The organism is Amycolatopsis thermalba (assembly GCF_023376025.1).
GTDB classification, from domain to species: domain Bacteria; phylum Actinomycetota; class Actinomycetes; order Mycobacteriales; family Pseudonocardiaceae; genus Amycolatopsis_E; species Amycolatopsis_E thermalba.
In genome coordinates, this window is record NZ_CP091196.1 from 2,967,307 (window position 1) to 2,991,644 (window position 24,338).

The following is a 24,338-nucleotide window of genomic DNA, read 5'->3' on the forward strand; positions in this document are numbered from 1 at the left end:
ACGGTGGGGGGACCCCGCGTCCCCCCACCCACCGGTCAGCCGAAGCTCATCTTCACGTCGCTGACGTACCAGGTCGCGTCCAGTTGCCGCAGCGCGAGGCTGAGCCGGACCGACTCGGCCCCGGTGGCGCCGATCGACTGCAGGTCCCGCAGCGAGTGCCCGTTCACGAGCACGTCCGTGTCCGGCACGAGAGCGGTCGCGCCCTGCGGGGTGACCTCGGCGACCGTGACCTGCGCCGGCAGGGTCACGACGTCCTTCCGCCACGCCTCGCGCAGGCCGTCGAGCGTGGAGCCGGCTTGGGCGCACGTCTCCGGGCTCACCCGCTTCGGGGGCTCCGTGCCCTCGTCGACCATCAGCTCACACGCCGCGTCGTACCGGTTCTCCAGCACCGCGCTCACCCACGCCGCGGTCACCGCCGCCGGCGTCGTGGCAGCGGCGCCGGCCGCCGGGGACGAGGGCGCGGTGGCCGCCGGCGCCTGGCTGCCACAAGCCGTCACGACGAACACCGTCGCGACACCGAGGACCATGCGTACGCCCCGCACGCGGCCGGGGCTGTCATTCCTGGAAATGGGACTTCTCCGCTCGAACTCGGGTTGGGGAAGCGGACGATACTCCGCCCCCGATCGCGTCCTTAGTGGACCAGCGACCGCGCGGCAGGCGGCGTAAGCGGTGCGCCCGAACAGCTCAGCGCGTCAGAGCCCGGCCGCGATCTCGCCGATCGCCCGCAACGACGTCATCGAATCGGTCGTCGGCACGTACTCCAGCCCGAACGGTCCCGCGTAGCCCAGCTCCCGCAGCTCGCGCAGCCGCGCCGCCCAGTCGACCGTCCCGGTGCCCGGTTCGGTGCGATCGGGCAGGTCGGCGATCTGCACGTGCGACACCAGGTCCATCGCACCGGCCACCTCCCGCGCCGGCGTCTCGCCCATCTGCAGCGAGTGGTAGGCGTCGTAGAGCAGGGCGAGCCCGGGCGAGCCGACCTCGCGCACCGCGGCCAGGCACTCGGCCGTCGTGTCGAACAGGGTGCCCGGGTGGTCCACCTTCGTGTTCAGGTTCTCCAGCACGATCGTGACACCGCGCGCGGCGGCGATCTCGGCGCCGGCCTTCAGCGCCTCGACCACGATGCCGTGCTGCACGGCCCGCTTCAGGTACGGCAGGCCGACGCCGGAACCGGTCACGATCCGGGTGCAGCCCAGCCGGTTCGCCACCGCCACGGCCTCGCGCACGTGCGCGAGGAACCCCTCGTGCGTCTTCGCGTCCGCGAGCGTCAGCCGTCCCTCGATCAGCATCGTGTGCAGCGTCGAACCGGTGGACGCGAGGGCCTTTTCGAGGTGGTCGAGGTCCTTGTCGCTGTGCGACCAGATCTCCACGACGTCGAAACCGTGGTCGGCGGCCGCGCGGACGCGGTCCCCGGGGTCGTCCCCGGCTTCGCGGAACAGCAGCTCGATGTTGACGGACAGGGGAAGTGACACGGGATCTCCCAGTTTCAGTTGCGGCCGAACAGACGTTGCGCGTACCAGCCGTTGAGCATCGCGCTGCGGGCCGGGTTGGGCGTCTGCTCGCTTTCGAACACCGCCCAGCCGGACCAGTCGCGCAGCAGCGCGGCCACCGCGGGGAAGTCCACCAGGCCGCCGCGCGTGCCGCATTCGTAGAACCAGCGCTCGATCTCCCGGGCGCCGCCTTCGGACAGCATGCTCGCCTCGGCGTGCGGGGCGAACCGCTCACCGGTCTCGTCGACGTGACGGGTGTCCTTCAGGTGCAGGTGGTCCACGCGGTCGAGGTGGTCGCCGAGCACCCGTACCGGGTCGAGCCCGGCGACCGTCAGCTCGGCGGTGTCCACGGTGAGCCCGACCAGGGCCGGGTCGGTGCCCTCCAGTAGCCCGGCGAGCACCTTCTCGTCGGCCGCCGCGGACAGGCAGTCCACGTGCAGCGACACGCGCACCCCGGACTCCGCCGCCATCGCGCCGACCACGTTCCACCCGTCGGCCGCGTCGGAAAGGCGGCCGTCGGTCAGCGTGCCGTGCGCGGGCAGCGCCCGCACCACCAGCCGGTCGGCGCCGGCGTCGGCGAGGAACTCCGCGAACGGCCGCAGGGACTCCGCGATCGCGGCGTGCTGGGCGTGGTCCAGAATGGACCGTCCGCGGCTCAGCTCCTCGTCCACCGGCTCGCCCGGATCGACGTAGTAGGAGCACACCCGCAGCCCGATGTCCCGCACCAGGGCGAGGAAGGCGGCGGTGGACCCGTAGGTGGCCGCGATCGAGGAGGGCCGGCCGAGCGGGTCCCAGCGGCCGGTGCCCGCCCGCAGCTCGACGCCGGTGAAGCCGCACGCGGCGATCACCTTCAGCGCGCGCCGGTGCTGCTCGGGCCGGGTGAAGTCGTCGAAGTTCGGCTTCCACTGGTTGATGGCGTATCCCAGGCGGACGGTCATGCGGAGATCTCCGAGAGGACGGTGCGGGCGTACCACATGGACAGTGCGGTGGCCTCGGCGTAGTCGCCGCCGATGTTGGCCTTGTCGTGCTCCACGGTGATCCAGCCGGTGTAGCCGGTGTCCCGGATCGCGCGCATCAGCCGCGGGAAGTCGACCAGCCCGCCCTCGGTGCCCATCTCGTGGAACCAGCGGTCGGTCTGCGGAGCCATCAGCTCGGCGTCCGGGCTGTGCCGGTACGCCTGTGTGGTGTCCACCTGGCGGGTGTCCTTGAAGTGGAAGCCGGAGCAGCGCTCGTGCAGGTCGAGGAACAGCGCGACCGGGTCGATGCCGGCGATGCAGTGCTGGGCGGTGTCGCAGAAGAAGCTCACGTACCGCGGGTCGGACCAGTCGTAGAACTTGCGGATGTCGGCCTCGGTGCGGATGGCGCAGAAGAACTCGTGGTGGGCCGTGGTCCGCACCCCGAACTCGGTCAGCGTCATCTCGCCGACGCGGCTCCAGCACTCCGCCGCGGCCTTGATCTTGTCGTCGGTCACCGGCGCGGCCGCGGTGTAGAGGCTCGCCGGCATCACGATCAGGTTCTCGATGTCGAGCGCCTGCCACATCCCCAGCATCCGCCGCGTGCTCTCCACGATCTCGTCGTGCGTCTCGCGCACGTGCGGATCGGCCAGGCGCGGGTCGTACATGATGCCGCGGAACAGGTTGACGATCTTGTCGATGCCGTGGTCGCGCAGGTAGTCCTGGTAGTTCGCGACCGAGCCGAACATGCCGCTCAGCGCGAAGACCTGGAAGTCGAACATGTCCAGGCCCGCGAAGCCGACCGCGCTGATCTGCTTCACGAAGTCGTCCATGTGGCGGCGGGCCGAGTACTGCGTCACCGGGCCACGCGGGCTGTCCACCCGCCAGTGGTCCATGTAGCTCCAGCGGAGCGTGGTCATCGTCGATCAACTCCGAAACGTCGGGTGCACCAGTGAAACATAATTATTATTCTGATTCTAGTCTGCGGTCCGGCAGGGCCAGCGCGTACGCGAACCCGGCCGCGAAGCACATCGCGGCGGTCGCGAACACCGGCGCGTAGGACCCGCCCGCGGCCCGGGCGACCAGGGCGCCGAGCACGGCCGCGCCGACCGTGACCCCGGCCTCCCGCACGAACGCCAGTCCCGCGGTGACCGCCCCGGCCCGCCGGGCCCCGCCCGCGTCCTGCGCCACCACGACGACGATCTGCATGAACAGCCCGGTGCCGAGCCCGAGCAGCGCAAGCAGCGCCGCGACGACCGGCAGGGGCGCCTCGCCGATCGACGCCAGTGCCGCTGCCGCGCCGCCGGACAGCGCGCACCCCGCGACCGGGAAGGGCCGCCACGCGCCCCATCGGCGCACCGCGAACCCGGACGCGTTGACCCCGGCGACGATCCCGGCGGTCACCGGCAGCAGCAGGAGACCGCCGGTGGTCGCCGAGGTCCGGTACACCTCCTGCACCCAGGTCGGCACGTAGGCCAGCACCCCGAACAGGCCGATCCCGCCGGCCAGGGCCAGCAGGCAGCACAGCAGCACCGTGCGGTCCCGCGCCAGCGTCACCGGCAGGACCGGATCGGCAGCCCGGCGCTCCCAGGCCAGCGCGGCCGCGGCGACCACCGCCGTGCCCGCGGCCGCCGTCACCGTGGCCGCGTGCCAGCCGGTTTCGGCGACCGCGGTGGTGACCAGGACGAGCCCGCTGGCCGCTGCGGCGAGCAGTACGGCGCCGGTGGTGTCGAACCGCGCCGGCGCGTCCGGCCGCCGCCCGGCCGGGACCGCGACGAGCACGAGCGCCGCCGCGGCCGCGCCGAGCGGGAGGTTCAGCCAGAAGATCCAGCGCCATGAGGCCAGGTCGGTCAGCCAGCCGCCGAGCAGGGGCCCGGCCACGGTCGCCACGGCGTACACCGCGCCGAGCGGCCCCAGGAACGCGGTCCGCTCCCGGGCCGGCACCGCCCCGGCGACGACCGCCTGCGGGAGCACCAGCAGCCCGGCGCCGCCGAGCCCCTGCGCCAGCCGCGCGGCGGCCAGGAACTCGACGTTCCCGGCGAGCCCGCAGGCGCCGGAGGAGATCACGAAGACGCCGATCGACAGCGCCAGCACCCGGCGGTGCCCGAAGCGGTCGCCCAGCGCCCCGGCGGCCGGCATCGCGGCGGTCAGGGCCAGCGCGTACGCGGTGACGACCCACGAGACGCGCGACGGCGCGCCCAGTTCGGTCACGATCGCCGGCAGGGCGGTGGCGACGATGGTCTGGTCGAGCGCGCCGAGTGCGGTGACGAGGACGAGGCAGGCGAACAGGGCACGGCGCCCGGTGGCGGTCGTGGACACGGGAAGACTCCTGGAACCGACGGCGGCGACCGGGCGCGGGGAGGGGTCGGCTCCCCGGCGGGCGGCTCGGCGGCACACCCCGCCGTCACCGGGAGTATGCACCACGTGCGCACCGGTCCGGCGCGCTCGGCGACGCGTTTCCGCAGGTCAGTCCGGCGGCATCGCTGTCGTGGATAAGCAGAATCCGAACTACGAATTTCCTTTATGCTGTCGGCGTGCCGCATCGTGGTCGGTGTCTTCCCCGGCGCCACGACGGCGCCGTTGTGCGCAAAGGAGCGGCACTGTGGACATCACCAGCGACGTCACCGCCCGGGTGACGCCCGGGCGCGCGGTCCGGCTCGGATGGCGGGAGAAGCTCGGCTACGGAGCCGGCGACCTCGCCTCGAACCTCTCCTGGAACCTCGTCGGCGGGTTCCTGCTCTACTACTACACCGACGTGGCCGTGGTGCCGGTCGCCGCGCTCGGCACCCTGTTCCTGGTCGCCCGCCTGCTGGACGCGATCATCGATCCGGCGATCGGGGTCCTGGTCGACCGCACGCGGTCGCGCTGGGGCAAGGCCCGTCCCTACCTCGTCTTCGCGTCGATCCCGTTCGGCGTCCTCGGCGTGCTCACCTTCACCGTCCCCGACCTCGGCGACGCCGGGAAGCTGATCTACGCGTTCCTCACCTACCTCACGCTGGGCCTGCTGTTCTCGCTGGTCAACGTCCCGTACAGCTCGCTGCTGCCGATGATGACGCGGGATCCGCAGGAGCGGATGCAGATGGGCGGGCTGCGCGCGATCGGCAGCTCGGTCGGGTCGATCATCGTCACCGCGGGCACCACGCCGTTCGTGGCGCTGCTCGGCGGCGGCGACGAGCAGCGCGGCTGGACCATCGCCACGCTCATCTTCAGCGTGCTCAGCGTCGGCTTCTTCGTGTTCACCTTCCTGGTCTGCAAGGAGCGCTACGCCCTGCCGCCGGAGACCGACTCGCTGCGGCCGCGCGACGCGCTGCGCACCCTGTGGGGCAACCGCGTCTGGAAGATCACCTTCGTCTACGGGGTGCTCAACTTCGTGCGGCTGGGCATGGTGCTCGCGGTGACCGTCTACTTCGCACTCGCGGTGCTGCACGCGCCGTGGGCGATCTCGGTGCTGCTGCCGCTGGTGTCCGGCGCGATGATCGTCGGCGGTGTCGTGGCCCCGGCGTACTACCGCCGGTTCGGCAAGCGGCGCGGCAACATCCAGGCGCTGGGCGTCGGGTTCGTCTTCTGGGCCGCGATGATCCCGCTGGAGAGCAGCTTCCCGGCGTTCCTGACCTGCTACATCATCGCCACCCTGGCGATCAACCTGTCGATGGTCTCGATGTTCACCATGGTCGCCGACACCGTCGAGTACCAGCAGTGGCGGTTCGGCACCCGCAACGAGGGGCTGCTGTCCTCGGGCATCAGCTTCGCCACCAAGGTCGGCTCGGCGATCGGCGCGGCCGCCGTCGCCTACGGCCTGGGCGTCGCGGGATACACGCCGGGCGAGGCGAACGGCTCGGCGCTGACCGCGATCCGGGTGATGTTCTACGGCGCCCCGCTGCTGCTGATCGTGCTGCAGGCGCTGACGATGGCGTTCTGGGACCTCGACGGCAAGCACGAACGCATGGCCGAGGAGATCGACCGCGCGACCCGCGCGAAGGAGGAGGGCTGACGTGAACCCCTTCGACGGCGCCGAGTTCCGGCGCGCGTTGAGCCACTACCCGACCGGTGTCTGCGTCATCACCGCCGGCACCGGCGCCGGGATGGTGGTCGGCACGTTCACCTCGGTGTCGCTGGACCCGCCGCTGGTGGGGTTCCTGCCCGACCGGGCCAGCACGTCGTGGCCGCGGATCCGCGAGACCGGCCGCTTCTGCGCCAACGTCCTCGCCGCCGGCAGCGAACAGCTGTGCCGGGACTTCGTGCGCAAGGCGCCGGACCGGTTCGCCGTGCACGGCCTGCCCGGCCCGGCGCTGTTCGGGCCGCGGCTGTCCGGCACGGTCCTGCGGGTCGGCTGCGACATCGAAGCGGTGCGGCCGGCCGGTGACCACGAACTGGTGCTGGGCCGGGTGCGTGAGCTGGAGGTCGAGCCGGACGCGGGGGAGCCGATGGTGTTCCTGCGCGGCCGCTACGCCGCGGCGGCGGTGCCGGCGTGATCCCGGTGTCGCCCGCGGTGACCGCGGTGCCGTACGGTCGGCCCGTGGAGAGCGTCAACGCCCGGGTCCGGGAGCCCAAGCAGGAGCGCAGCCGGCTGTCGTTCGACAAGGCCCTCGACGCGGTGATCGCGTTGCTGGTCGAACGCCGCTCGGACTCCTTCACCCTCGCCGACGTCGCCCAGCGCGCCGGGGTGTCCACCGGATCGATCTACGGCCGGGTGAGCAGCAAGGACGACCTGATCCGCACCGCGCACGCCCGCGAGATGGAACGGATCGGCGACGAGCAGCGCGCGGCGTTCGCCGAGCCGGCCCCGGCGGGCGAGACGTTCGGCGAGGCGGTCGAGCGGGTCATCGGCACGGCGGCCGAGCTGCTGCGCCGCAACGCGCCGGTGCTCGGCCCGTTCATGCTGCTGGCCAACACCGACGCGCAGATCGCCGAGCTGGGCGGGGCCGCGCACGCGGAGCTGCGGGAGGCGTTCGTCGCCGCGCTGGCCGAGCGGGCGGACGAGATCAGCCACCCTGAGCCGCGCCGGGCGCTGGAGTGGAGCTTCACCGTCGTCTACAGCGTGCTCGCCCGCTGGCTCGCCCTGGGCAGCACGCAGCAGGCGTCCGGCGAGGGGGAGTGGTCCGGCATCCTGGCCGACCTCGCCCGGATGGTGCTGGCCTTCCTCACCCAGCCCGCGGCACCGCGGAAGAGCCGCCGGCGCTGACGCTTCCCGCGGGGAGACCCTGGCATTTCCCGGCGCTGGAAATTAGAATCATCATGCTGAATATGAAAGTAGAGGAGAACCCGTGAGCGCCCCTCCCGACCGCCCGCGCCGCGGCGTGAGCCTGTACTCCTTCCAGGAGGAGTACTTCCTGCGCACGATGTCCGTCGAGGACTGCGTGGCCGCCTGCGCGTCCCTGGGCGCACTGGGGATCGAGATCATCCCGGAGCAGTCGATCCCGGGCTACCCGGTGCTGACCGGCGAGTTCGTGGCGCGCTGGCACGACTGGATGGCGACCTACGGGACGACCCCGGTGGCCACCAACGCCTTCCTCGACACCAAGCTCCACGCCGGCCGCTGGCTCACCCTCGACGAGCAGGTGGCCTCGGTGCGGCGCGACATCGACATCGCCGTCCGGCTCGGGGCCGGCATCGTCAAGGCCACCATCAACTTCTCGCCCGAGGTGATGGCCGCCGCCGCGCCCTACGCCGAGGACCGCGGCGTGCGGCTGCTGCTCGAGGTGCACGCGCCGTTCCACTTCACCCACCCGTGGATCCTCGAACACCTCGCAGTGATGCACCGGTGCGGCCCGCACGTGCTCGGGCTGATGCCGGACATGGGCGTGCACGTCCGGCGGTTCCCCCGCGTGGTCAGCGAACGGGCGCTGCGCGACGGCGCCCGGCCGGATCTCGTCGACTACATCGTGCGGACCTACGACGACCACGGCGACACCCACGCGCTGATGGACATCGTCAACTACCGCGGCGGCGGGCCGGTCGAGTTCGGGCTGGCGCGCCAGGCCACCCACTACATCTGGACCGAACCGAAGGACATGCTGGAGCACCTGCCGTTCATCGGGCACGTGCAGGCGAAGTTCTACGAGATGACCGACGAGGGCACCGAGTACAGCATCCCCTACGAGGAGATCGTGCCGGTGCTCGCCGCCGGCGGGTTCACCGGCTACCTGTCCAGTGAGTACGAGGGCAACCGGCACATCCAGGACGCCTTCCCCGTCGACAGCGTCGAGCAGGTGCGCCGCCAGCAGGAGATGCTGGCGCGGCTGCTCGGCGAGACCCCCTGAGGAGATCGCAGTGTTCGACCAGTACATCGTGTGCGGGCTGCGCGCCCGTGGCCGGTCCGGCGGGGAGGTGGAGGTGCGGATGCCCTACTACCGCGGGCTCTTCCTGTCCATGGTGGAGGCTGTCGACCTCGTCCTGGACGGCACCCCGGTGCCGCCGGAGCGCACCACCTTCACCGTGCACGGCAACACCTACACCTTCGCCGAACTGCCCCGGATCACCGACGATCGGTGGGAGATGGGGGAGCGGGCGGTGCTCGGCTTCACCACCGGCGAGCCGCTGGCGCCGGGCGAGCACGACGTGGCCGTCTCCGTGCGGCTGCGGATCTCCTACATGCCGGTGCCCGGTGGCGGGCGCGACCGCAAGCGGCTGGTCCTGGCATGAGGACGTTTCCCTCCACAGTGGACGTGGCGATCGTCGGGAGTGGACCGTGCGGGGCTGCCTACGCGCGGATCCTGTCCGAGACGCGACCGCACCTGCGGCTCGCCACGTTCGAGGCCGGGCCGTTGCTCGCCGATCCGCCGGGCGTGCACGTGAAGAACATCGCCGACCCGGCCGCGCGGGAACGGGCGCAGCGGCGCTCGGAGGGGCCCGGCGGTCCGGGGCGAGGGCGCCCGGGGACCTTCGTGCTCGGGGGCGAGGAGCTGCCCGCCGCGGCCATGTCGAGCAACGTCGGCGGCATGGGCGCGCACTGGACGGCGGCCTGCCCGCGTCCCGGCGGCAGCGAGCGGATCGGGTTCCTGCCGGATCTGGACGACCTGCTCGACGAGGCCGAACGGCTGCTCGCGGTGTCCGCGCACGCCTTCGACGACGCGCCCTTCGCCGCCGAGGTCCGCAAACGGCTGGCCGCGGCCTTCGACCCGGGCCGGAGCGAGGAGCGGCGGGTGCGGCCGATGCCGCTGGCCGTGCGGTGCGCTCCGGACGGCTCGCTGACCTGGTCCGGGGCCGACGTCGTGTTCGGCGAGGCGACCCGGCGCAACGAGCGGCACACGCTGTTCCCGGAAGCACTGGTGACGCGCGTGCTCGTGGCGGACGGGCGGGCCGCCGGTGTGCTCGTCCGCGACCTGCGGGACGGTGGCGAGCACGAGGTCCGCGCCGCGCGGGTCGTGGTGGCCGCGGACGCGCTGCGGACCCCGCAGCTGCTGTGGGCGTCCGGGGTGCGGCCGCCCGCGCTCGGGCGGTACCTCAACGACCAGCCGCAGGTGGTGTTCGCGGTGCGGCTGCGCGATGCCGGATCCCTGGAGACCGATCCCCGGGGCCGGTCCCGGATCGTGCGGCAGAGCGGGGTGAGCTGGGTGCCGTTCACCGACGCCGAACCCTTCCACGGCCAGGTGATGCAGCTCGACGCGTCCCCGGTGCCGCTCGCGCCGGACGACGTGCCCGCGCCCGGATCGATCGTCGGGCTGGGCTGGTTCTGCGCCAAGGACGTGCGGGCCGCGGACCGCGTCGCGTTCGACGACACCGCACGCGACGGCTACGGCATGCCCGCGATGCGCATCCACTACCGGCTCACCTCGCGGGACGAGGCCGCGCTGGAGGCCGCCCGCACCGCCGTGCGCCGGGCCGCGTCCGCGCTCGGCGACCCGCTGGACGAGGAGCCGATCACGCTCCCGCCCGGATCTTCCCTGCACTACCAGGGGACTGTCCGGATGGGACGGTCCGATGACGGGACGTCCGTGTGCGACCCGTCGTCGCGGGTGTGGGGTGTCGACGGCCTGCACGTGGCCGGCAACGGCGTCATCCCCACCGCGACCGCCTGCAACCCGACGCTGACCTCGGTGGCGCTGGCCGTCGCCGGCGCCCGGCACATCGCCCGCACCCTACCGGCAGGAGCCTGACGTGGACATCAGCAAGATCGCGACGGTCGTCCCGGTGACCGACCTGCCCGGCGCGGTGGCCGTGTGGTCGCGGCTGCTGGGCGCGGAACCGGCGTTCGTCGACGGCGACCGGTGGGCCCAGTTCGACGTGGCCGGGGCGCGGGTCGCGCTGTCCGGGACCGACAGCGTGACGTCCCGGCCCGCGTTGCTGCTGCGGGTCCCCGACCTGGCCGCCGCCCGAGCCGAGGCCGCGGCAGCGGGCCTGAAGACCGGCGAGGTCGAGGAAGGCCCGCACGAGCTGCGGTGTCTGGTGTGGACGGCGGAGGGTACCGAGATCGTGCTGCACAGCGCGAAGGCGGGCTGACCCCACCCGTTCGTCGGCATGTGGGTCACCGCCGACGTCCGCGACGGCGTGCTCCACCACGAGCACCTCGTCCTCTGCCGGGAAGGGTGACCCGCTCGCCCGGGTTACCCTGGCCGTATGAAGAGGACGTCGTTCGCGAACTGGCCGTGCTCGATCGCCCGCACCGTCGACCTGCTGGGCGACGCGTGGACGCCCCTGGTGCTGCGCGAGGCCTTCTACGGCGTCCGCCGGTTCGACGACTTCCAGCAGTCGCTGGGCATCGCCCGCAACACGCTCACCGACCGGCTGCGCCGGCTCGTCGAGCAGGGGCTGCTGGAGCGGCGGCCCTACCAGGACGAGCCGCGCCGCCACGAGTACCTGCTCACCGAGAAGGGGCGGGACTTCTTCGGCGTGCTGGCCGCGTTGTCCCGGTGGGGCGACCGGTGGCTCGCCGGTGACGAGGGCGCGCCGATCACCTTCCACCACGAGCCGTGCGGCCACGACACCCACGCCGAGGTCGTCTGTGCGCGGTGCGGCGAGCCGCTGCGCGCCGACGACACCCGGATGCGGCTCGGCCCCGGGTTCCCGGAGCGGCTCCGGAGCAGGCCGGACGTGCGCGACAGGTTCTTGACAGGCTGAGTCTTATTACGCAACTCTAGTGGCCGGACCCCGCGACGAGGAGGACGGCCGCGATGGAGTGGACGGGCGCGCGCTACGCGGACACGCCGACGGTGGAGGTGCGCACCTGGATCGACGCGCCGCCCGAGCGGGTGTGGGCCCTGGTCTCCGACATCGGGCTGATGCCGGAGATGAGCGACGAGTTGCAGTCCGTCGACTGGCTCGACGGCGCCACCGGCCCCGCGCCCGGCGCCCGGTTCGTCGGGCGCAGCAAGCACGAAGCGTTCGGGGAGTGGGTGACCACGTCGGAGATCGTCGAATTCGAGCCGGGCCGGGTGTTCGCCTGGGCGGTCGGGGACCCGGACGAGCCCAGCGCGACCTGGCGGTTCCGGGTGGAACCGCGGGACGGCGGCACGGAGCTGTCGCAGTGGATGCGCCTGGGGCCGGGGCGGTCCGGGTTGTCCGTGGCGATCGACCGGATGCCGGACAAGGAACAGAAGATCGTCTTCGTGCGGCTGCGCGAGTTCGAGCGCAACATGACCGCGACGCTGGAGTGCCTGAAGAAGCGGGCGGAGGCCTGATGCGCACCGCGACGACCGTCGAAGCGTCGAGCGGCTTCGGCGAGGTCGCGGATTTCGTGGTGGAGGCGGAGAAACTCGGCCTCGACATCTGCTGGGTCGCCGAGGCGTGGGGCTCCGACGGCCCGTCCGCGCTCGGCTACTTCGCCGCGCGCACCGAACGGATGCTGCTCGGGTCCGGCGTCATGCAGGTCGGCACCCGGACGCCGGTGGCGGTGGCGCAGACCGCGATCACACTGTCCAATCTGTCCGGTGGACGGTTCGTGCTGGGGCTGGGCGCGTCCGGGCCGCAGGTGATCGAGGGCCTGCACGGGGTGCCGTTCGCGCGGCCGCTGGCCCGGGTGCGGGAGACCGTGGAGATCGTGCGCCGGGTGATCGAGGGCGGCAAGATCTCCTACTCCGGCACGGAGTTCCGGATTCCGCTGCCGGGCGGGGAGGCGGTGCCGATGCGGCTGTCGATGCGCGCCGAGCACGAGATCCCGGTCTACCTGGCGACCCTGTCCCCGGCGATGCTGCGGCTGACCGGCGAGATCGCCGACGGGTGGCTGGGCACCAGTTTCGTGCCCGAGGGTGCGGGTGAGGCGTATTTCGCGCACCTGGACGAGGGGCTGGCGCGGAGCGGGCGCACCCGCGCGGATCTGGACGTGTGCCAGGGCGCGGAGGTGGCGTTCGCGCCGGACGAGGATGCGCTGCGGGCGATGGTGGCCGGCCGGAAGAAGGAGCTGGCGTTCAGCCTGGGCGGGATGGGTTCGGCGTCGGCCAACTTCTACAACCGGGCCTACAGCAGGCAGGGCTGGGCCGAGGTGGCGGCCGAGGTGCGGCAGCGGTGGCAGGCCGGGGACCGCGACGGGGCGGCCGCACTGGTGACCGACGAGATGGTCCTCGCCACGACGCTCATCGGCACCGAACCGATGGTGCGCGACCGGTTGCGTGTCTGGCGGGACGCGGGCGTGGACACGGTGCGCCTGTACCCGGCGGGGGACACCCTGGAGGCGCGCCTGGCAACCCTGGCCCGGGCGATCGAGCTGGTGCGTTCGGTGTGAGGTTTCGCTTGCAGCGAAAGGGCTTTCTCCATCGTCGCCCCGGTGTCTAGGGTGGACGTTGGGGGTGGTCATGGAAACTCTGACCGGAAGTGCCGCTGGGGTCCCGTACACGGCGTTGCCGCCGGCCGTCGACGGTCCCGCGCCGTTGATCGTCACCTGGCACATGCTCGACGCGCCCCGCACGGACGCGGCGTTCGCGGCCGCGCTGCCGATGCGCGGGGTGCCGGCGTGGCGGGTGCACCTGGGCATGCCGATGTGCGGCGCGCGGATGGTCGACGGCCGGGTCGGCGCGGTCGTCGAACTCGCCCGGCGGGATGCGTTGCTGGCGTTCCTGGCGCCGTTCGCCCGGCAGGCGGCCGAGGAGTTCCCGGCCGCGTTGGAGGCGCTGCGCCGTCAGTTGCCGGTCGACGACGGTCCGGTGAGCGTGCTCGGCGCCTCACTGGGTGGGGCGGTGGCGCTGAACGTGCTTGCCACGCAAGCGTTTCCGGTCCGCGCGGCGGCGCTCGTCAACCCCGCGGTGCGGCTGCGATCGGTGGTCCCGCTGACCGACGGGCTCGCCGGACACCCGTACCACTGGACCGAGGAGGCGCACCGGGTGGCGGAGGAGTTCGACTTCGTCGCCCGCGCCGGAGAAATCGCGGCGGAACTGCCACTACTGGTCGTCAGCGGGGAGCTGGACCACCCCGTCCTGCGCGCGGACGCCACCGCGCTGGTCGGGGAGCTGCGCGCCCACTCTGGTGGGGCCGAGCTGGTCACGGTGCCGGAGCTGGCGCACCCGCTGGCCGAGGAACCGGGCCTGGACCCGGCACCGCAGCTACCCACGGCCAAGTCGGTGGACGAGATCCTGACGAGGTGGTTCTCCCGGCAGCTCACGAACTGAAAAGCCGCCCGACGGGATCCCGGCCGAGCAACGCACCACCCATGAAGCACGGTTCCCGCCGGCCCGGAAGGCGCCGGCCCGGAAGACGGTGGTCCGGAAGGCGCCGGCCCCCAGGAGCAACGGCGGGGCCGGCATCCCGCACCTCGGCTGCCCACGTCGTGGGGCCGAAACGGGCGCCCCCGACCGGCGGCGGCAGGTGAGCAGCGCGCGGTTCGGGCCCGCGGCGCGGGCCGCCCGGCAGGCGAGCAGCGTGCGCACCAGCGCTGGCTCGCTCCGGAGCAGCGGTTCCGCACCACCAGCCGCCCGCCAGCGGGCGCCCCAGGCGCACCGTCCGGCGATCACTGCTCCCAGGTCACCAGCAGCCGCTCCGGGCCGCGGGTCGACAGGCCCTCCTTCCAGTCCACTCCGGACTCGCCGTCGGCGAGGCGCAGGTCCGGCAGCCGGCGCAGCAGCGTGTCCAGCGCGACCTGCAGCTCCATCCGCGCCAGTGGCGCGCCCAGGCAATGGTGCACCCCGTGCCCGAAGCCGATGTGCGACGTGTCCTCCCGGCGCAGATCGAGCACGTCCGCATCGGGGAAAGCGCTTTCGTCCCGGTTCGCCGACGCCAGCGCGGGCAGCACGGCCTCCCCGGCGCGCACCAGCACCCCACCCAGCTCGATGTCCTCCGTCGCGTACCGGGCGATGCCCGCGCCGATCCCCAGCGGCACGAACCGCATCAGCTCCTCGACCGCCTTCGGCACCAGGCTCAGGTCCGCGCGCAGCATCGCGAGCTGGTCCGGGTGCGTCAGCAGCGTGTAGACGAAGTTGGGGATCTGCGACGCGGTCGTCTCGTGCCCGGCGATCAGCAGCGCCATCGCGAGCCGGACCAGTTCCTCTTCGGACAGACGATCCTCGTTGTCCCGCGCGGCGACCAGGCCGCTGAGCAGATCGTCGCGCGGCTCGGCGCGGCGCTGGGCGATCAGGCCCTCCAGGTAGGCGTGCATCTTCCCCGCGCAGTCGGCCACCTCCTCCGGCGGGAACCTCGTCGTGGACAGGAACGCGTCCGACCAGTACCGGAAATCCCCGCGGTCCGCGTACGGGACGCCCAGCAGCTCGCAGATCACGGTCACCGGCACGGGCAGCGCGAACGCCTCCACCAGATCGGCGGGCGGGCCGGCGGCCAGCATCCCGTCGACCAGCTCGTCGGCGATCTGCCGCACCCGCGGCCGCAGCTGCTCGATGCGCCGCACCGTGAACGCCTTCGTGACCAGGCGGCGCAGGCGGCTGTGGTCCGGCGGATCCATGCTCAGGATGCTGCCGGGCAGCGAGGGTTGTGGCCGCATCCGCGGCTCGTCGTGCTCCAGGCTCGCCGCGCGGCTGAACCGCGGGTCGCCGAGGACGACCTTCACGTCCTCGTAACGGGTGGCGAGCCAGCCCGGCTCGCCGTAGGGCAGCCGGACCCGGCTCAGCGGCTGGTTCGCACGCAGCTCGGCGAACATCGGCTCCACCTCCAGCCGTTCCGGCGTGCTGAACGGGTAGTTCCGGGGCTCCGCGGTGGTCATCACCAACTCCTCGGCAGTCAACTTCGCCCGAAATATTCCGACATGTGGTGTTTTTCCAACACCTGTTGGAGTCAATGAGACTGATCCGGTGTCCGCGCCGCAAGTACCCGATCGCCGCAGCCGCCGGTCACGCTCCGCGCTCGAGGCCGCGCTGCTGGAGCTGATCGCCGAGCGCGACCTCACCCAGATCTCGGTGTCCGACCTGACCAAACGCGCGGACGTGAACCGTTCCACGTTCTACGAGCACTACGCCGACGTGCACGACCTGGCGGCCGCCGCGTGCACGGACATGTTCGACGAGCTGGTCGCCGCGGCGCACGTGCTGCTGCCGAACGAGGACCCCGCGCCGATCGCGGCGCTGGCGCGGATCTTCGAGCACGTCGCCGCGCACGCCCGGCTGTACGGCGCGTTGCTCGCCGGCAGCGCCCGGGTGATCAACCACCTGCACCACCGCCTCGCCATCGCGATCCACGTGCGCCTGACCGGCACCGGAGCGCCCACCCACGCCGACGACCCGGCGGAGATCCCGCACGACCCGGCCGCGGCGCTGCTGGCGGGCGCGCTGCTGGGGACGGTGATGGACTGGCTGCGCCGGGGCTGCCCCGGCACAGCGGAGGGCATCGCGGCGGAGATCTGGCCGCACCTGGTGGCGGCGGGATCGGCCGGCCGCTGACTAACGGTCCACTGTGGATGCCTGGCGGCGGGGTGTGGCGCCGTGGGCGTTTCGCGGTCATGATGCTCGTTCACCGTTTTCACTGGGGGAGTGTGAAATGGGTGGATACGAGGTAGATCCCGGCGCGCTCGAATCGGGGATCGGCCAGGTCGTCGAACCGGCGATCGGCCTCGCGCGGGAGCTGATCGCGCGGCTGGAGCAGTTCGCCCAGCTCGACCGGAACCACCTGACGGGCCTGGGTGCCCTGTCCGGGCCGGCGCAGGTGCTCGGTGATCCCCACGCTCAGACCGGCCGCCTCCACCTGCTTGCTCACCTGCGCGAAGCCGTCGGCGCATGCGGTCATCAGATCCACGAGGCCGCGCCGCGCCTCTTCGATGATGGTGGAGTAGGCGACGAGCGCCTAGGCGAGCACGAGCAGGCTGTCCCGTTGCCCCTCGGAGTGCTCACCGCGATCACCGGCGCGGTCGTCACGGTGGCTACGGGCGGCGCGGCGCTGCCGGCGTTCGCCACGGCCGTGCTCGCGGCCGGCGACGAGGCCGGCAAACAGGCGGTCGCGCTCGACGGCGTCTCCTACGCTTCCGTGGCCGACACCCGCTCCAGGCGCGCCTGAACGGCTGAGCAACGCCCCGGCGGCACCGGTCGTGGGCCTGCCGCGGCGTGGCGACACCGCGACCGCGGCTAAGGTGGCCGGGTGAGTGCGACCCTCCAGGCGAAGGACCTGACCGCGGCACACGGGCACCGCACCCTTTTCGCCGGCCTCGACCTGGTCGTCGCGCCGGGGGAGGTCGTGGGGCTGGTCGGCGTCAACGGGGCCGGGAAGTCCACGCTGCTGCGGATCCTCGCCGGGGTGGACAAGCCCGAGGCCGGCGAGGTCCGGCTCACCCCGCCGGGCGCGACCGTCGGGTACCTGCCGCAGGAACCGGAACGCAGGCCGGGGGAGTCGGTGCGCGAGTTCCTCGCCCGGCGCACCTCCGTCGCCGCCGCGCAGGCCGAGCTGGACGCGGCGACCGAGGCCCTGACCGCGGGCGCCGACGGGGCCGACGACCGCTACGCCGCCGCGCTCGACCGGTGGCTGGTCCTGGGCGGCGCGGACCTCGACCACCGGGCCGAGGAGGTCGCCGTGGACCTGGGGCTCTCGGTCGGCCTCGACCAGCCGATGACGTCGCTGTCCGGCGGGCAGGCCGCCCGCGCCGGGCTGGCCTCGCTGCTGCTCAGCCGCTACGACGTGTTCCTCCTCGACGAGCCCACCAACGACCTCGACCTGGACGGCCTGGCCCGGCTGGAGCGGTTCGTCACCGGGCTGCGCGCGGCGACCGTGCTGGTCAGCCACGACCGGGAGTTCCTCGCCCGGACCGTCGACCAGGTGCTGGAGCTGGACCTGCCGCAACAGCAGGTGCGGCTCTACGGCGGCGGGTACGAGTCGTACCTGGAGGAGCGCGCCGTGGCGCGGCGGCACGCGCGGGAGAACTACGAGGAGTACGCGGCGACGCGCGCGGCGCTGGAGACGCGGGCGCGCACGCAGCGGGCGTGGATGGAGAAGGGCGTCCGCAACGCGCGGCGCAAGACCGGGGACAACGACAAGGCCGGCCGCAAGTTCCGCGCCGAGTCCACCGAGAAGCAGGCCGCGAAGGCCCGCCAGACCGACCGGATGATCGAGCGGCTGGAGGCCGTCGAGGAGCCGCGCAAGGAGTGGGAGCTGCGGATGGAGATCGCCGCGGCGCCGCGGGCGGGCGCGGTCGTGGCGGCGCTGCGGGGAGCCGTGGTGCGGCGCGGCGGGTTCACGCTCGGGCCGGTCGACCTGCAGATCGACTGGGCCGACCGGGTGGCGATCACCGGGGCGAACGGGGCCGGGAAGTCGACGCTGCTGGCGGCGCTGCTCGGCCGCGTCGAGCTGGACGCCGGGGCGGCGTCGCTGGGGTCCGGGGTGCAGGTCGGCGAGGTCGACCAGGCGCGGCGGCTGTTCCTCGGCGACCTGCCGCTGGCCGAGGCGTTCGCGCGGGAGGTCCCGGAGCTGGCCGACGCCGACGTCCGGACGCTGCTGGCGAAGTTCGGCCTGGCGGCGGCGCACGTGCTCCGGCCCGCGGCGACGCTGTCCCCGGGCGAGCGGACGCGGGCGGCGCTGGCGTTGCTGCAGGCGCGCGGGGTGAACCTGCTGGTGCTCGACGAGCCGACCAACCACCTCGACCTCCCGGCGATCGAGCAGCTGGAGTCCGCATTGGACGGTTACCCGGGCACCCTGCTGCTGGTGACGCACGACCGGCGCATGCTGGAGGCGGTCTCCGTGACCCGGCGGCTGGAGGTCACGGAGGGCAAGGTGACGGAGCTCTGAGCCGGTCGGGCTCGGGCTGAGGACCCGGCGCGCGCCCGGGGCAGGTGCACGTCGGCGGCCGGGTGGAGGGCGAGGCCGCCGAGGTGCCACCTGGTCTCGGTCGCATCTGGCGCGGGCTGGTCCCGCGCGGTTGGCCGTGTGCTCGGGGCAGGTGTGCGCGGCGGGTGGAGGACGGCACGGTCGCCGAGATCCGCGCCGATCGGGCTCGGGCGTGGCGGCCGGGTGCGGGGCTTGCCTGCTCGGGGCAGGTGCAGGCCGGTGACTGGAGGCTGGCCCGGTCGTCGAGGGCTGCGCCCGCTGGGCTCGGGCGTTGCGGCGCCCGCGGCCCGCCGCCTGGTCGGCGCACTGGCCGGCCGGGCCCGGTAGCCGGGCGAGCCCGCCTCACACCCACGGCCCGCCGCGCGCCCGCCGAGCCCGAGGTGCATCGCGGGCTGAAACATCCGCTTCGCGCTCTGTTCATCCGGATGACCGGCCCGCTCCACCGGCGGCGGTTAGACAGTGTCCGTGCCGATCACTCCATCAGGTGACTTCCACCGCCGCCGGTTCCTGGCTTCCGCGTCCGCCGTCGCCGGGGCTGCCGCGCTGTCCCAGCTGCCCGTCGGCCCCGCGGCCGCCGCGCCCCGGCCGGGCGGTGGCGAGTACCCCTTCAAACTGGGCGTCGCCAGCGGGGAACCGGCCCCGACCGGCGCCGTGCTGTGGACGCGGCTGGTGCCGGAGCCGTTCACGCCGGGCGGTGGCATGCCGCCCAAGGCCGCGCCGGTCGACTGGGAGGTCGCCGCCGACGAGCGGTTCACCCGCGTCGCCGCGCGGGGGAGCACCTGGGCGCTGCCGCAGCTGGCCCACTCGGTGCACGTCGAGGCACGCGGCCTCGCGCCCGACCGCGAGTACTTCTACCGGTTCCGCTACCGCCACGACATCTCCCCGGTCGGCCGCACCCGCACCACCCCCGCCCCGGGCTCCCCAGGCGGCACGCTCGGCTTCGCGTTCGCCTCCTGCCAGTCGTGGGACAGCGGCTACTACCCCTCCTACCGCCACATGGCGCAGGAGGACCTCGACCTCGTCCTGCACCTCGGCGACTACGTGTACGAGGGCGGCATCCCGGCCGACGGCGGCTACCGCAAGGTGACCACCCCGGACGTGCTGCGCACCGTGCCGCAGGACCTGGAGCGCTGGCGCATGCAGTACGCGCTCTACAAGAGCGACCCCGACCTGCAGCTCGCGCACGCGCGCTTCCCGTGGCTGGTGGTGTGGGACGACCACGAGGTCAAGAACGACTACGCCAGCACCCGGCAGGAACACGCCGGCGACATCGCCGCCCTGCGCGCCGCCGCCTACCAGGCCTGGTACGAACACCAGCCGGTGCGCCCGCCCGCGAACCCGGCGTCGGCGGGCGGCCCGCGGATCTACCGCCGCCTGCACTGGGGCGGGCTCGCGCAGATCGACATGCTCGACGGCAGGCAGTACCGCGACGTCCCGCCGTGCGGCTGGGGCGAGGCCGACGCGTGCCCGGCCGCCTACGACCCGTCGGTCACCATGCTCGGCGCGACCCAGGAACGGTGGCTCTACGAGGGTTTCGCCGCGTCCCGTGCGCGCTGGAACATCCTGGGCAACAACGTCATGCTCGCCCGCCTCGACCACGACGGCCCAGGCGGCTCCCGGCTGTGGCACGACGCGTGGGACGGCTTCCCCGCCGCCCGCAAGCGCCTGACCGACGCGTGGCAGCAGCACGACGTGCGCAACCCGGTCGTCGTCACGGGCGACTGGCACTCCACGTTCGTCAACGACATCCACGCCGACTTCGACCGTCCCGGCTCGCCGGTGATCGGCACCGAGATCGTCGGCACCTCGATCTCGTCCAATGGGGACGGTGCGGTGTACGGGCCGTACTACGGGCCGATGATCCAGTACAACCCGCACATCAAGTTCTTCGACGGCGACCGCCGCGGCTACGTGCGCTGCCGGGTCGGCAAGAAGGAGTTCCGCAGCGACCTGCGGATGGTCTCCACGGTGAGCCGCGCCGACGCGCCGGAATCCACAGTGGCCTCGTTCGTGGTCGAGGACGGCCGTCCCGGCGCGGTCCGGGTCTGAGGGAAGGAAACCGATGAAACGACTGCTGGTGCTGATCTTCGCCCTGGTGGTGGCCGGTGGCGCGCTGCCGGCCGCGGCGGCGTCGCGGGTGCAGCCGCTCGAGCACGCCCACGCCCACAACGACTACGAGCACGACCGCCCGCTGGCCGACGCCCTCGGCCACGGGTTCACCTCCGTCGAGGCGGACGTGTGGCTGGTGGACGGCGAGCTGCGGGTGGCGCACGACCTGGTCGACGCCCGGCCCGGCCGGACCCTGACCAGCCTGTACCTCGAACCGCTGGCCGAGCGGGTGCGCGCCCACGGCGGCCGGGTGTACCCGCGGTGGCGCGAGTCGTTCCAGCTGCTGATCGACATCAAGAGCGACGGCCCGTCGGCCTACCAGGCGGTGGACGCGGCGCTGCGTGAGTTCCGGTTCATGCTCACCCGGTGGACCGGCGGGCGCGAGCACGACGGCGCCGTCGAAGTGGTCATCAGCGGCAACCGGCCACGCGCGGAAATGCTGGCGCAGCGCACCCGTTTCGCGGGTTACGACGGGCGCTTGGGCGACCTCGGCACCGGGACGCCGGCCACGTTCATGCCGCTGGTGAGCGACAACTGGGCCAACGCCTTCACGTGGCGGGGCGTGGGCCCGATGCCGGCGGCCGAGCGCGCCAAGCTGCAGGGCATCGTCGCGCAGGCGCACGCCGCCGGGTACCGGGTCCGGTTCTGGGCCACCCCCGACACCCCGGGCGCCGCGCGGGAGGCCGTGTGGCGGGAACTGCTGGCCGCCGGGGTGGACCACATCAACACCGACGACCTGGCCGGCCTGCGGGACTTCCTGCTGACCCACGACCCGGCCGAGCGCCGGGCGGCGTGATCGCGCGCCGAGGGGCACGCGGCGGGTAGCGCTCTTGAGCCGCACGCCGGGGATGGCTACTCTCCAGTAGGTAGCCGCTTCCCACGGAGGAAGACCATGCGCGCTCCCGCCTTCCTGCTCGGCGCCGTCCTGCTGGCCGGTCTCCTCACCGGGCCGCCGGCCGCGACCGCGGCGCCCGCGCTGCGGGAGGTCCTGCTCGTCGGCAACAACTGGGAGGGCACGGCCGACGTCCTCGCCGCCACCGGGGACTTCCACCGCATCGGCCGCATCGACGTCATCCCGGACCGGGACGAGCGGCTCCGCGAGATCCACCTCGACCCGGTCCGGCTCGCGTTCTTCCTGGGCATCCGGCACACCGTCGGGGAGGGGCACGACCAGTTCGCCGACGACATGTACGCCACGCCCGACGGCTCGGCGATCGTGGTGTCCCGCCCCAGTTTCGCCGACGTCGTCTCGATCGACGCCGGCACCGGGGCGATCAACTGGCGCTTCCCCGTCTCCGGTTTCCGGGCCGACCACATGGCGGTCTCGCCGGACGGGCTGCGCGTGGCGGTGTCGGCGTCCACCAGCAACCGGGTGCACGTGCTCGACATCCGCACCGGCGCCGAACTCGGGTCGTTCGCCACCGGGGACAAGCCGCACGAAAACGTGTTCTCGGCGGACGGGCGGTACCTGTGGAACATGTCCATCGGGGAGGTCAACAACGACCTCGACGCGCCGATCCTCGACCCGCTGAAGGGCGACCGCCGCATCACCGTGGTCGACGCCGCGACCTTCCGGCAGGTGCGGATCATCGACATGCGGCCGCGGCTGGACGCGTTCGGCCGTGCCGACCACTCGGACGCGGTGCGGCCGGTCGCGTTCAGCCCGGACGAGTCCACTTTGTACTTCCAGGTTTCGTTCTTCAACGGGTTCTTCGAGTACGACGTGCGCGGTGACCGGATCACGCGCATGAAGACGCTGCCGGAGAACCCGGCGACGAGCGACGACCGCACGACCTTCGTCAACGACTCGCGCCACCACGGCCTGTCGATGAACCCCGCGGGCACGAAGCTCTGCGTGGCCGGCACGATGGACGACTACGCGACGATCGTCGACCGCGCGACGCTGCGGGAGGGCCCGCTGGTGACGGCGAGCAAGCCGTACTGGGCCACGGTCAGCGGGGACGGCGCCGCGTGCGTGATCTCGGAGAGCGGGACGGACCAGGTGACCGCGATCGACTTCGCGACCGGGCGGAAGATCACCTCGGTTCCGGTGGGCGATCACCCGCAGCGGGTGCGGCTGGCGCGCCTTCCCGCGAACTGGCCGGGCCGGTGATCGGTGCGGGCGTCTCGCCGCCGGTGACCACCCGCGGCTGGCGCGCCTTCCCGCGGGCTGGTCAGGCCTTCGGCTTGCGGCGTGAGGTCGCCGAGCGCGGCGGTGCCGCGCGCATCCGCTCGCGCACCCCGCTCAGGATGCCGCTCAGGGTGGTGAGGTCGCGCCGCGACAGCCCCTCGAACAGCATCGTCCGCACCACCTCGACGTGCCCGGGCAGGACGCGCGCCACCATGTCCCGGCCGGCGTCGGTGATCGTCACCGTCACGCTGCGCTCGTCGTCCTCGGACGGGCGGCGCGTGACCAGCCCGGCCTTGTCCAGCAGCCCCGCCTGGTAGGTCAGGCCGCTGCGGCTGTAGACCACCCCGTCGGCCAGGTCCGTCATCCGCTGGCCGCCGCCGGGGGAGTTCGCGAGCCGGGCGAGGATCTGGAACTGCACCCAGCTGAGCGGCCCGGCGGCACGCAACTGCTGTTCCACCGCGTGCTGCAGGAGGCTGCTGACCTCCATCAGCGCGAAGTAGGCGTCCAGCTGCTCGGCGTCCAGTGCGTCGTGGCTCACATCCGGATTCTACTTGCTTCGACTTCGAAGCGTGCTACGGTCTACATATGCTTCGAATTCGGAGCAAAAATCGAGGAGAGATCATGCGAGCAGTGCGGTACCACGAGTACGGCGGAGCCGAAGTCCTGCGTCCCGAGGAGGCCGAGCGCCCGGCGCCCGGGCCGGGCCAGGTCCTGGTGCGGGTCGCGGGCACCAGCTTCAACGGCGTCGACGCCCTGATCCGCGCCGGTGTGCTGCGGGAGGTCTTCCCGGTGCGCCTGCCCCACATCTCCGGCGTGGACGTGTCCGGCACCGTCGCGGAGACCGGGGACGGCGTGACCGGCTTCCGGGCCGGCGACCCGGTGATCGGGTTCCTGCCGATCATCGACGGCGGCGCGGCCGCCGAGTACGTCCTCGCCCCGGCCGAGGTGCTCACCGCCGCGCCGGAGTCCGTCCCCGCGGCCGACGCCGCGGCCCTCCCGGTGGTGGGGCTCACCGCCTGGCAGGCCCTGTTCGAGCTGGGCGAGGTGCGGGACGGGCAGCGCGTGCTGGTCAACGGCGCGGGCGGCGCCGTCGGCGGGTACGCGGTGCAGCTGGCCGCCCAGGCCGGGGCGACGGTCGTCGCCACGGCCCGCGAAGCCCATGCCGAGCGGCTGCGGTCCTACGGCGCGGCGCGGGTCGTCGGCCACGGTGACTGGGACGCGGTGCGCGAACCGGTCGACGTGGTGGTGAACCTGGCGCCGGCGACCCCGCCGGAGCTGACCGCGCTGGTGCGCGAGGGCGGCATCGTGGTGAGCAGCGCGACGCCGCCGGAGCCGGACGAGTCCCGCGGGGTGCGAGCCGCCCGCGTCTTCGTCCGCAGCGACGCCGGGCAGCTGCGCCACCTGGTGCGGGAGGTCGACGCCGGACGGCTGCGCATCCACGTCGCCGACCGCCGCCCGCTGCACGAACTGGCCGCGGTCCACGAGGAGGCCGCCGCCGGGAAACTCGCCGGCAAGACGGTGCTGCTGCCCTGACCGGCG

25 protein-coding genes are annotated in these 24,338 nt (G+C 73.0%); 18 read left to right on the top strand and 7 right to left on the bottom strand.

The features are described from left to right. Window positions 1-35: 35 nt before the first annotated feature. The 5 genes from L1857_RS14300 to L1857_RS14320 form a co-directional block, all read right to left on the bottom strand. Entirely contained in the window at window positions 36-527 is a 492-nt protein-coding gene (locus tag L1857_RS14300; RefSeq protein WP_094005110.1) for a hypothetical protein, read from the bottom strand. A 165-nt stretch (window positions 528-692) separates the two neighbouring features. Beyond that, entirely contained in the window at window positions 693-1,469 is a 777-nt protein-coding gene (locus tag L1857_RS14305; RefSeq protein WP_198958199.1) for a TIM barrel protein, read from the bottom strand. A 14-nt stretch (window positions 1,470-1,483) separates the two neighbouring features. Next, window positions 1,484-2,425 (bottom strand): sugar phosphate isomerase/epimerase family protein, encoded by a 942-nt coding sequence (locus L1857_RS14310; protein ID WP_116109545.1) that lies wholly within the window; start codon window positions 2,423-2,425, stop codon window positions 1,484-1,486. Then, the gene (locus L1857_RS14315) at window positions 2,422-3,360 is read right to left on the bottom strand and encodes a sugar phosphate isomerase/epimerase family protein (RefSeq protein WP_116109544.1); all 939 of its coding nucleotides are present in this window, start codon (window positions 3,358-3,360) and stop codon (window positions 2,422-2,424) included. Before L1857_RS14315 ends, L1857_RS14310 begins: the two co-directional genes overlap by 4 nt. 46 nt (window positions 3,361-3,406) lie before the next feature. Then, the gene (locus L1857_RS14320; RefSeq protein ID WP_249465303.1) at window positions 3,407-4,759 is read right to left on the bottom strand and encodes an MFS transporter; all 1,353 of its coding nucleotides are present in this window, start codon (window positions 4,757-4,759) and stop codon (window positions 3,407-3,409) included. A 283-nt stretch (window positions 4,760-5,042) separates the two neighbouring features. On the opposite strand from L1857_RS14320, the gene L1857_RS14325 reads away from it, so the two are divergent. From L1857_RS14325 to L1857_RS14375, 11 genes are all read left to right on the top strand, one after another. Next, window positions 5,043-6,431, top strand: coding sequence for a glycoside-pentoside-hexuronide (GPH):cation symporter (locus L1857_RS14325; RefSeq protein WP_158224419.1), 1,389 nt, complete (start codon window positions 5,043-5,045; stop codon window positions 6,429-6,431). A gap of 1 nt (window position 6,432) precedes the next feature. Continuing rightward, a complete protein-coding gene (locus L1857_RS14330; protein ID WP_116109542.1) occupies window positions 6,433-6,912 on the top strand; it encodes a flavin reductase family protein in 480 nt (159 codons plus the stop codon). Window positions 6,913-6,956: 44 nt separating this feature from the next. After that, a complete protein-coding gene (locus tag L1857_RS14335; protein WP_240323052.1) occupies window positions 6,957-7,622 on the top strand; it encodes a TetR/AcrR family transcriptional regulator in 666 nt (221 codons plus the stop codon). An 82-nt stretch (window positions 7,623-7,704) separates the two neighbouring features. Continuing rightward, window positions 7,705-8,700: a sugar phosphate isomerase/epimerase family protein gene (locus L1857_RS14340; protein WP_116109541.1), complete on the top strand. Its 996-nt coding sequence runs from the start codon at window positions 7,705-7,707 to the stop codon at window positions 8,698-8,700. Between the two features lie 10 nt (window positions 8,701-8,710). Then, window positions 8,711-9,082 (top strand): C-glycoside deglycosidase beta subunit domain-containing protein, encoded by a 372-nt coding sequence (locus L1857_RS14345; protein ID WP_094005102.1) that lies wholly within the window; start codon window positions 8,711-8,713, stop codon window positions 9,080-9,082. Further along, window positions 9,079-10,536, top strand: coding sequence for a GMC oxidoreductase (locus L1857_RS14350; RefSeq protein ID WP_249465305.1), 1,458 nt, complete (start codon window positions 9,079-9,081; stop codon window positions 10,534-10,536). Before L1857_RS14345 ends, L1857_RS14350 begins: the two co-directional genes overlap by 4 nt. 1 nt (window position 10,537) lies before the next feature. Beyond that, complete coding sequence (locus L1857_RS14355; protein WP_094005100.1) at window positions 10,538-10,879, top strand: VOC family protein; 342 nt, start codon at window positions 10,538-10,540, stop codon at window positions 10,877-10,879. Window positions 10,880-10,996: 117 nt separating this feature from the next. Then, window positions 10,997-11,497: a winged helix-turn-helix transcriptional regulator gene (locus L1857_RS14360; RefSeq protein ID WP_094005099.1), complete on the top strand. Its 501-nt coding sequence runs from the start codon at window positions 10,997-10,999 to the stop codon at window positions 11,495-11,497. Window positions 11,498-11,550: 53 nt separating this feature from the next. Continuing rightward, a complete protein-coding gene (locus L1857_RS14365; RefSeq protein ID WP_094005098.1) occupies window positions 11,551-12,057 on the top strand; it encodes an SRPBCC family protein in 507 nt (168 codons plus the stop codon). Then, window positions 12,057-13,097, top strand: a complete 1,041-nt coding sequence (locus L1857_RS14370; protein WP_249465307.1) for an LLM class flavin-dependent oxidoreductase — start codon at window positions 12,057-12,059, stop codon at window positions 13,095-13,097. The genes L1857_RS14365 and L1857_RS14370 overlap by 1 nt, the downstream gene beginning before the upstream one ends. 70 nt (window positions 13,098-13,167) lie before the next feature. Beyond that, on the top strand, window positions 13,168-13,977 hold the full coding sequence (locus L1857_RS14375; RefSeq protein WP_116109537.1) for an alpha/beta hydrolase family protein: 810 nt from the start codon (window positions 13,168-13,170) through the stop codon (window positions 13,975-13,977). A 338-nt stretch (window positions 13,978-14,315) separates the two neighbouring features. Here the strand turns inward: L1857_RS14375 and L1857_RS14380 are convergent, their stop codons facing one another. Continuing rightward, the gene (locus L1857_RS14380; RefSeq protein ID WP_249465309.1) at window positions 14,316-15,518 is read right to left on the bottom strand and encodes a cytochrome P450; all 1,203 of its coding nucleotides are present in this window, start codon (window positions 15,516-15,518) and stop codon (window positions 14,316-14,318) included. Window positions 15,519-15,606: 88 nt separating this feature from the next. On the opposite strand from L1857_RS14380, the gene L1857_RS14385 reads away from it, so the two are divergent. The 6 genes from L1857_RS14385 to L1857_RS14410 all read left to right on the top strand — a co-directional run bounded on the left by L1857_RS14385 (window position 15,607) and on the right by L1857_RS14410 (window position 22,781). Next, window positions 15,607-16,191 (top strand): TetR/AcrR family transcriptional regulator, encoded by a 585-nt coding sequence (locus L1857_RS14385; RefSeq protein WP_116109535.1) that lies wholly within the window; start codon window positions 15,607-15,609, stop codon window positions 16,189-16,191. Window positions 16,192-16,288: 97 nt separating this feature from the next. After that, window positions 16,289-16,801 (top strand): hypothetical protein, encoded by a 513-nt coding sequence (locus L1857_RS14390; protein WP_205413170.1) that lies wholly within the window; start codon window positions 16,289-16,291, stop codon window positions 16,799-16,801. An 81-nt stretch (window positions 16,802-16,882) separates the two neighbouring features. Beyond that, on the top strand, window positions 16,883-18,520 hold the full coding sequence (locus tag L1857_RS14395; protein WP_249465311.1) for an ABC-F family ATP-binding cassette domain-containing protein: 1,638 nt from the start codon (window positions 16,883-16,885) through the stop codon (window positions 18,518-18,520). A 498-nt stretch (window positions 18,521-19,018) separates the two neighbouring features. Then, window positions 19,019-20,608: an alkaline phosphatase D family protein gene (locus L1857_RS14400; RefSeq protein ID WP_249465313.1), complete on the top strand. Its 1,590-nt coding sequence runs from the start codon at window positions 19,019-19,021 to the stop codon at window positions 20,606-20,608. A 13-nt stretch (window positions 20,609-20,621) separates the two neighbouring features. Continuing rightward, a complete protein-coding gene (locus tag L1857_RS14405) occupies window positions 20,622-21,464 on the top strand; it encodes a phosphatidylinositol-specific phospholipase C/glycerophosphodiester phosphodiesterase family protein (protein ID WP_094005089.1) in 843 nt (280 codons plus the stop codon). 96 nt (window positions 21,465-21,560) lie between these two features. Further along, window positions 21,561-22,781 carry a YncE family protein gene (locus L1857_RS14410; RefSeq protein WP_094005088.1) on the top strand — a complete coding sequence of 407 codons (1,221 nt, stop codon included), beginning with the start codon at window positions 21,561-21,563 and terminating at the stop codon, window positions 22,779-22,781. Window positions 22,782-22,842: 61 nt separating this feature from the next. Here L1857_RS14410 and L1857_RS14415 read toward each other — a convergent pair whose 3' ends face one another. Beyond that, window positions 22,843-23,337, bottom strand: coding sequence for a MarR family winged helix-turn-helix transcriptional regulator (locus tag L1857_RS14415; RefSeq protein WP_425266772.1), 495 nt, complete (start codon window positions 23,335-23,337; stop codon window positions 22,843-22,845). A gap of 83 nt (window positions 23,338-23,420) precedes the next feature. On the opposite strand from L1857_RS14415, the gene L1857_RS14420 reads away from it, so the two are divergent. Further along, entirely contained in the window at window positions 23,421-24,332 is a 912-nt protein-coding gene (locus tag L1857_RS14420; protein ID WP_205413169.1) for an NADP-dependent oxidoreductase, read from the top strand. Window positions 24,333-24,338 lie beyond the last annotated feature (6 nt).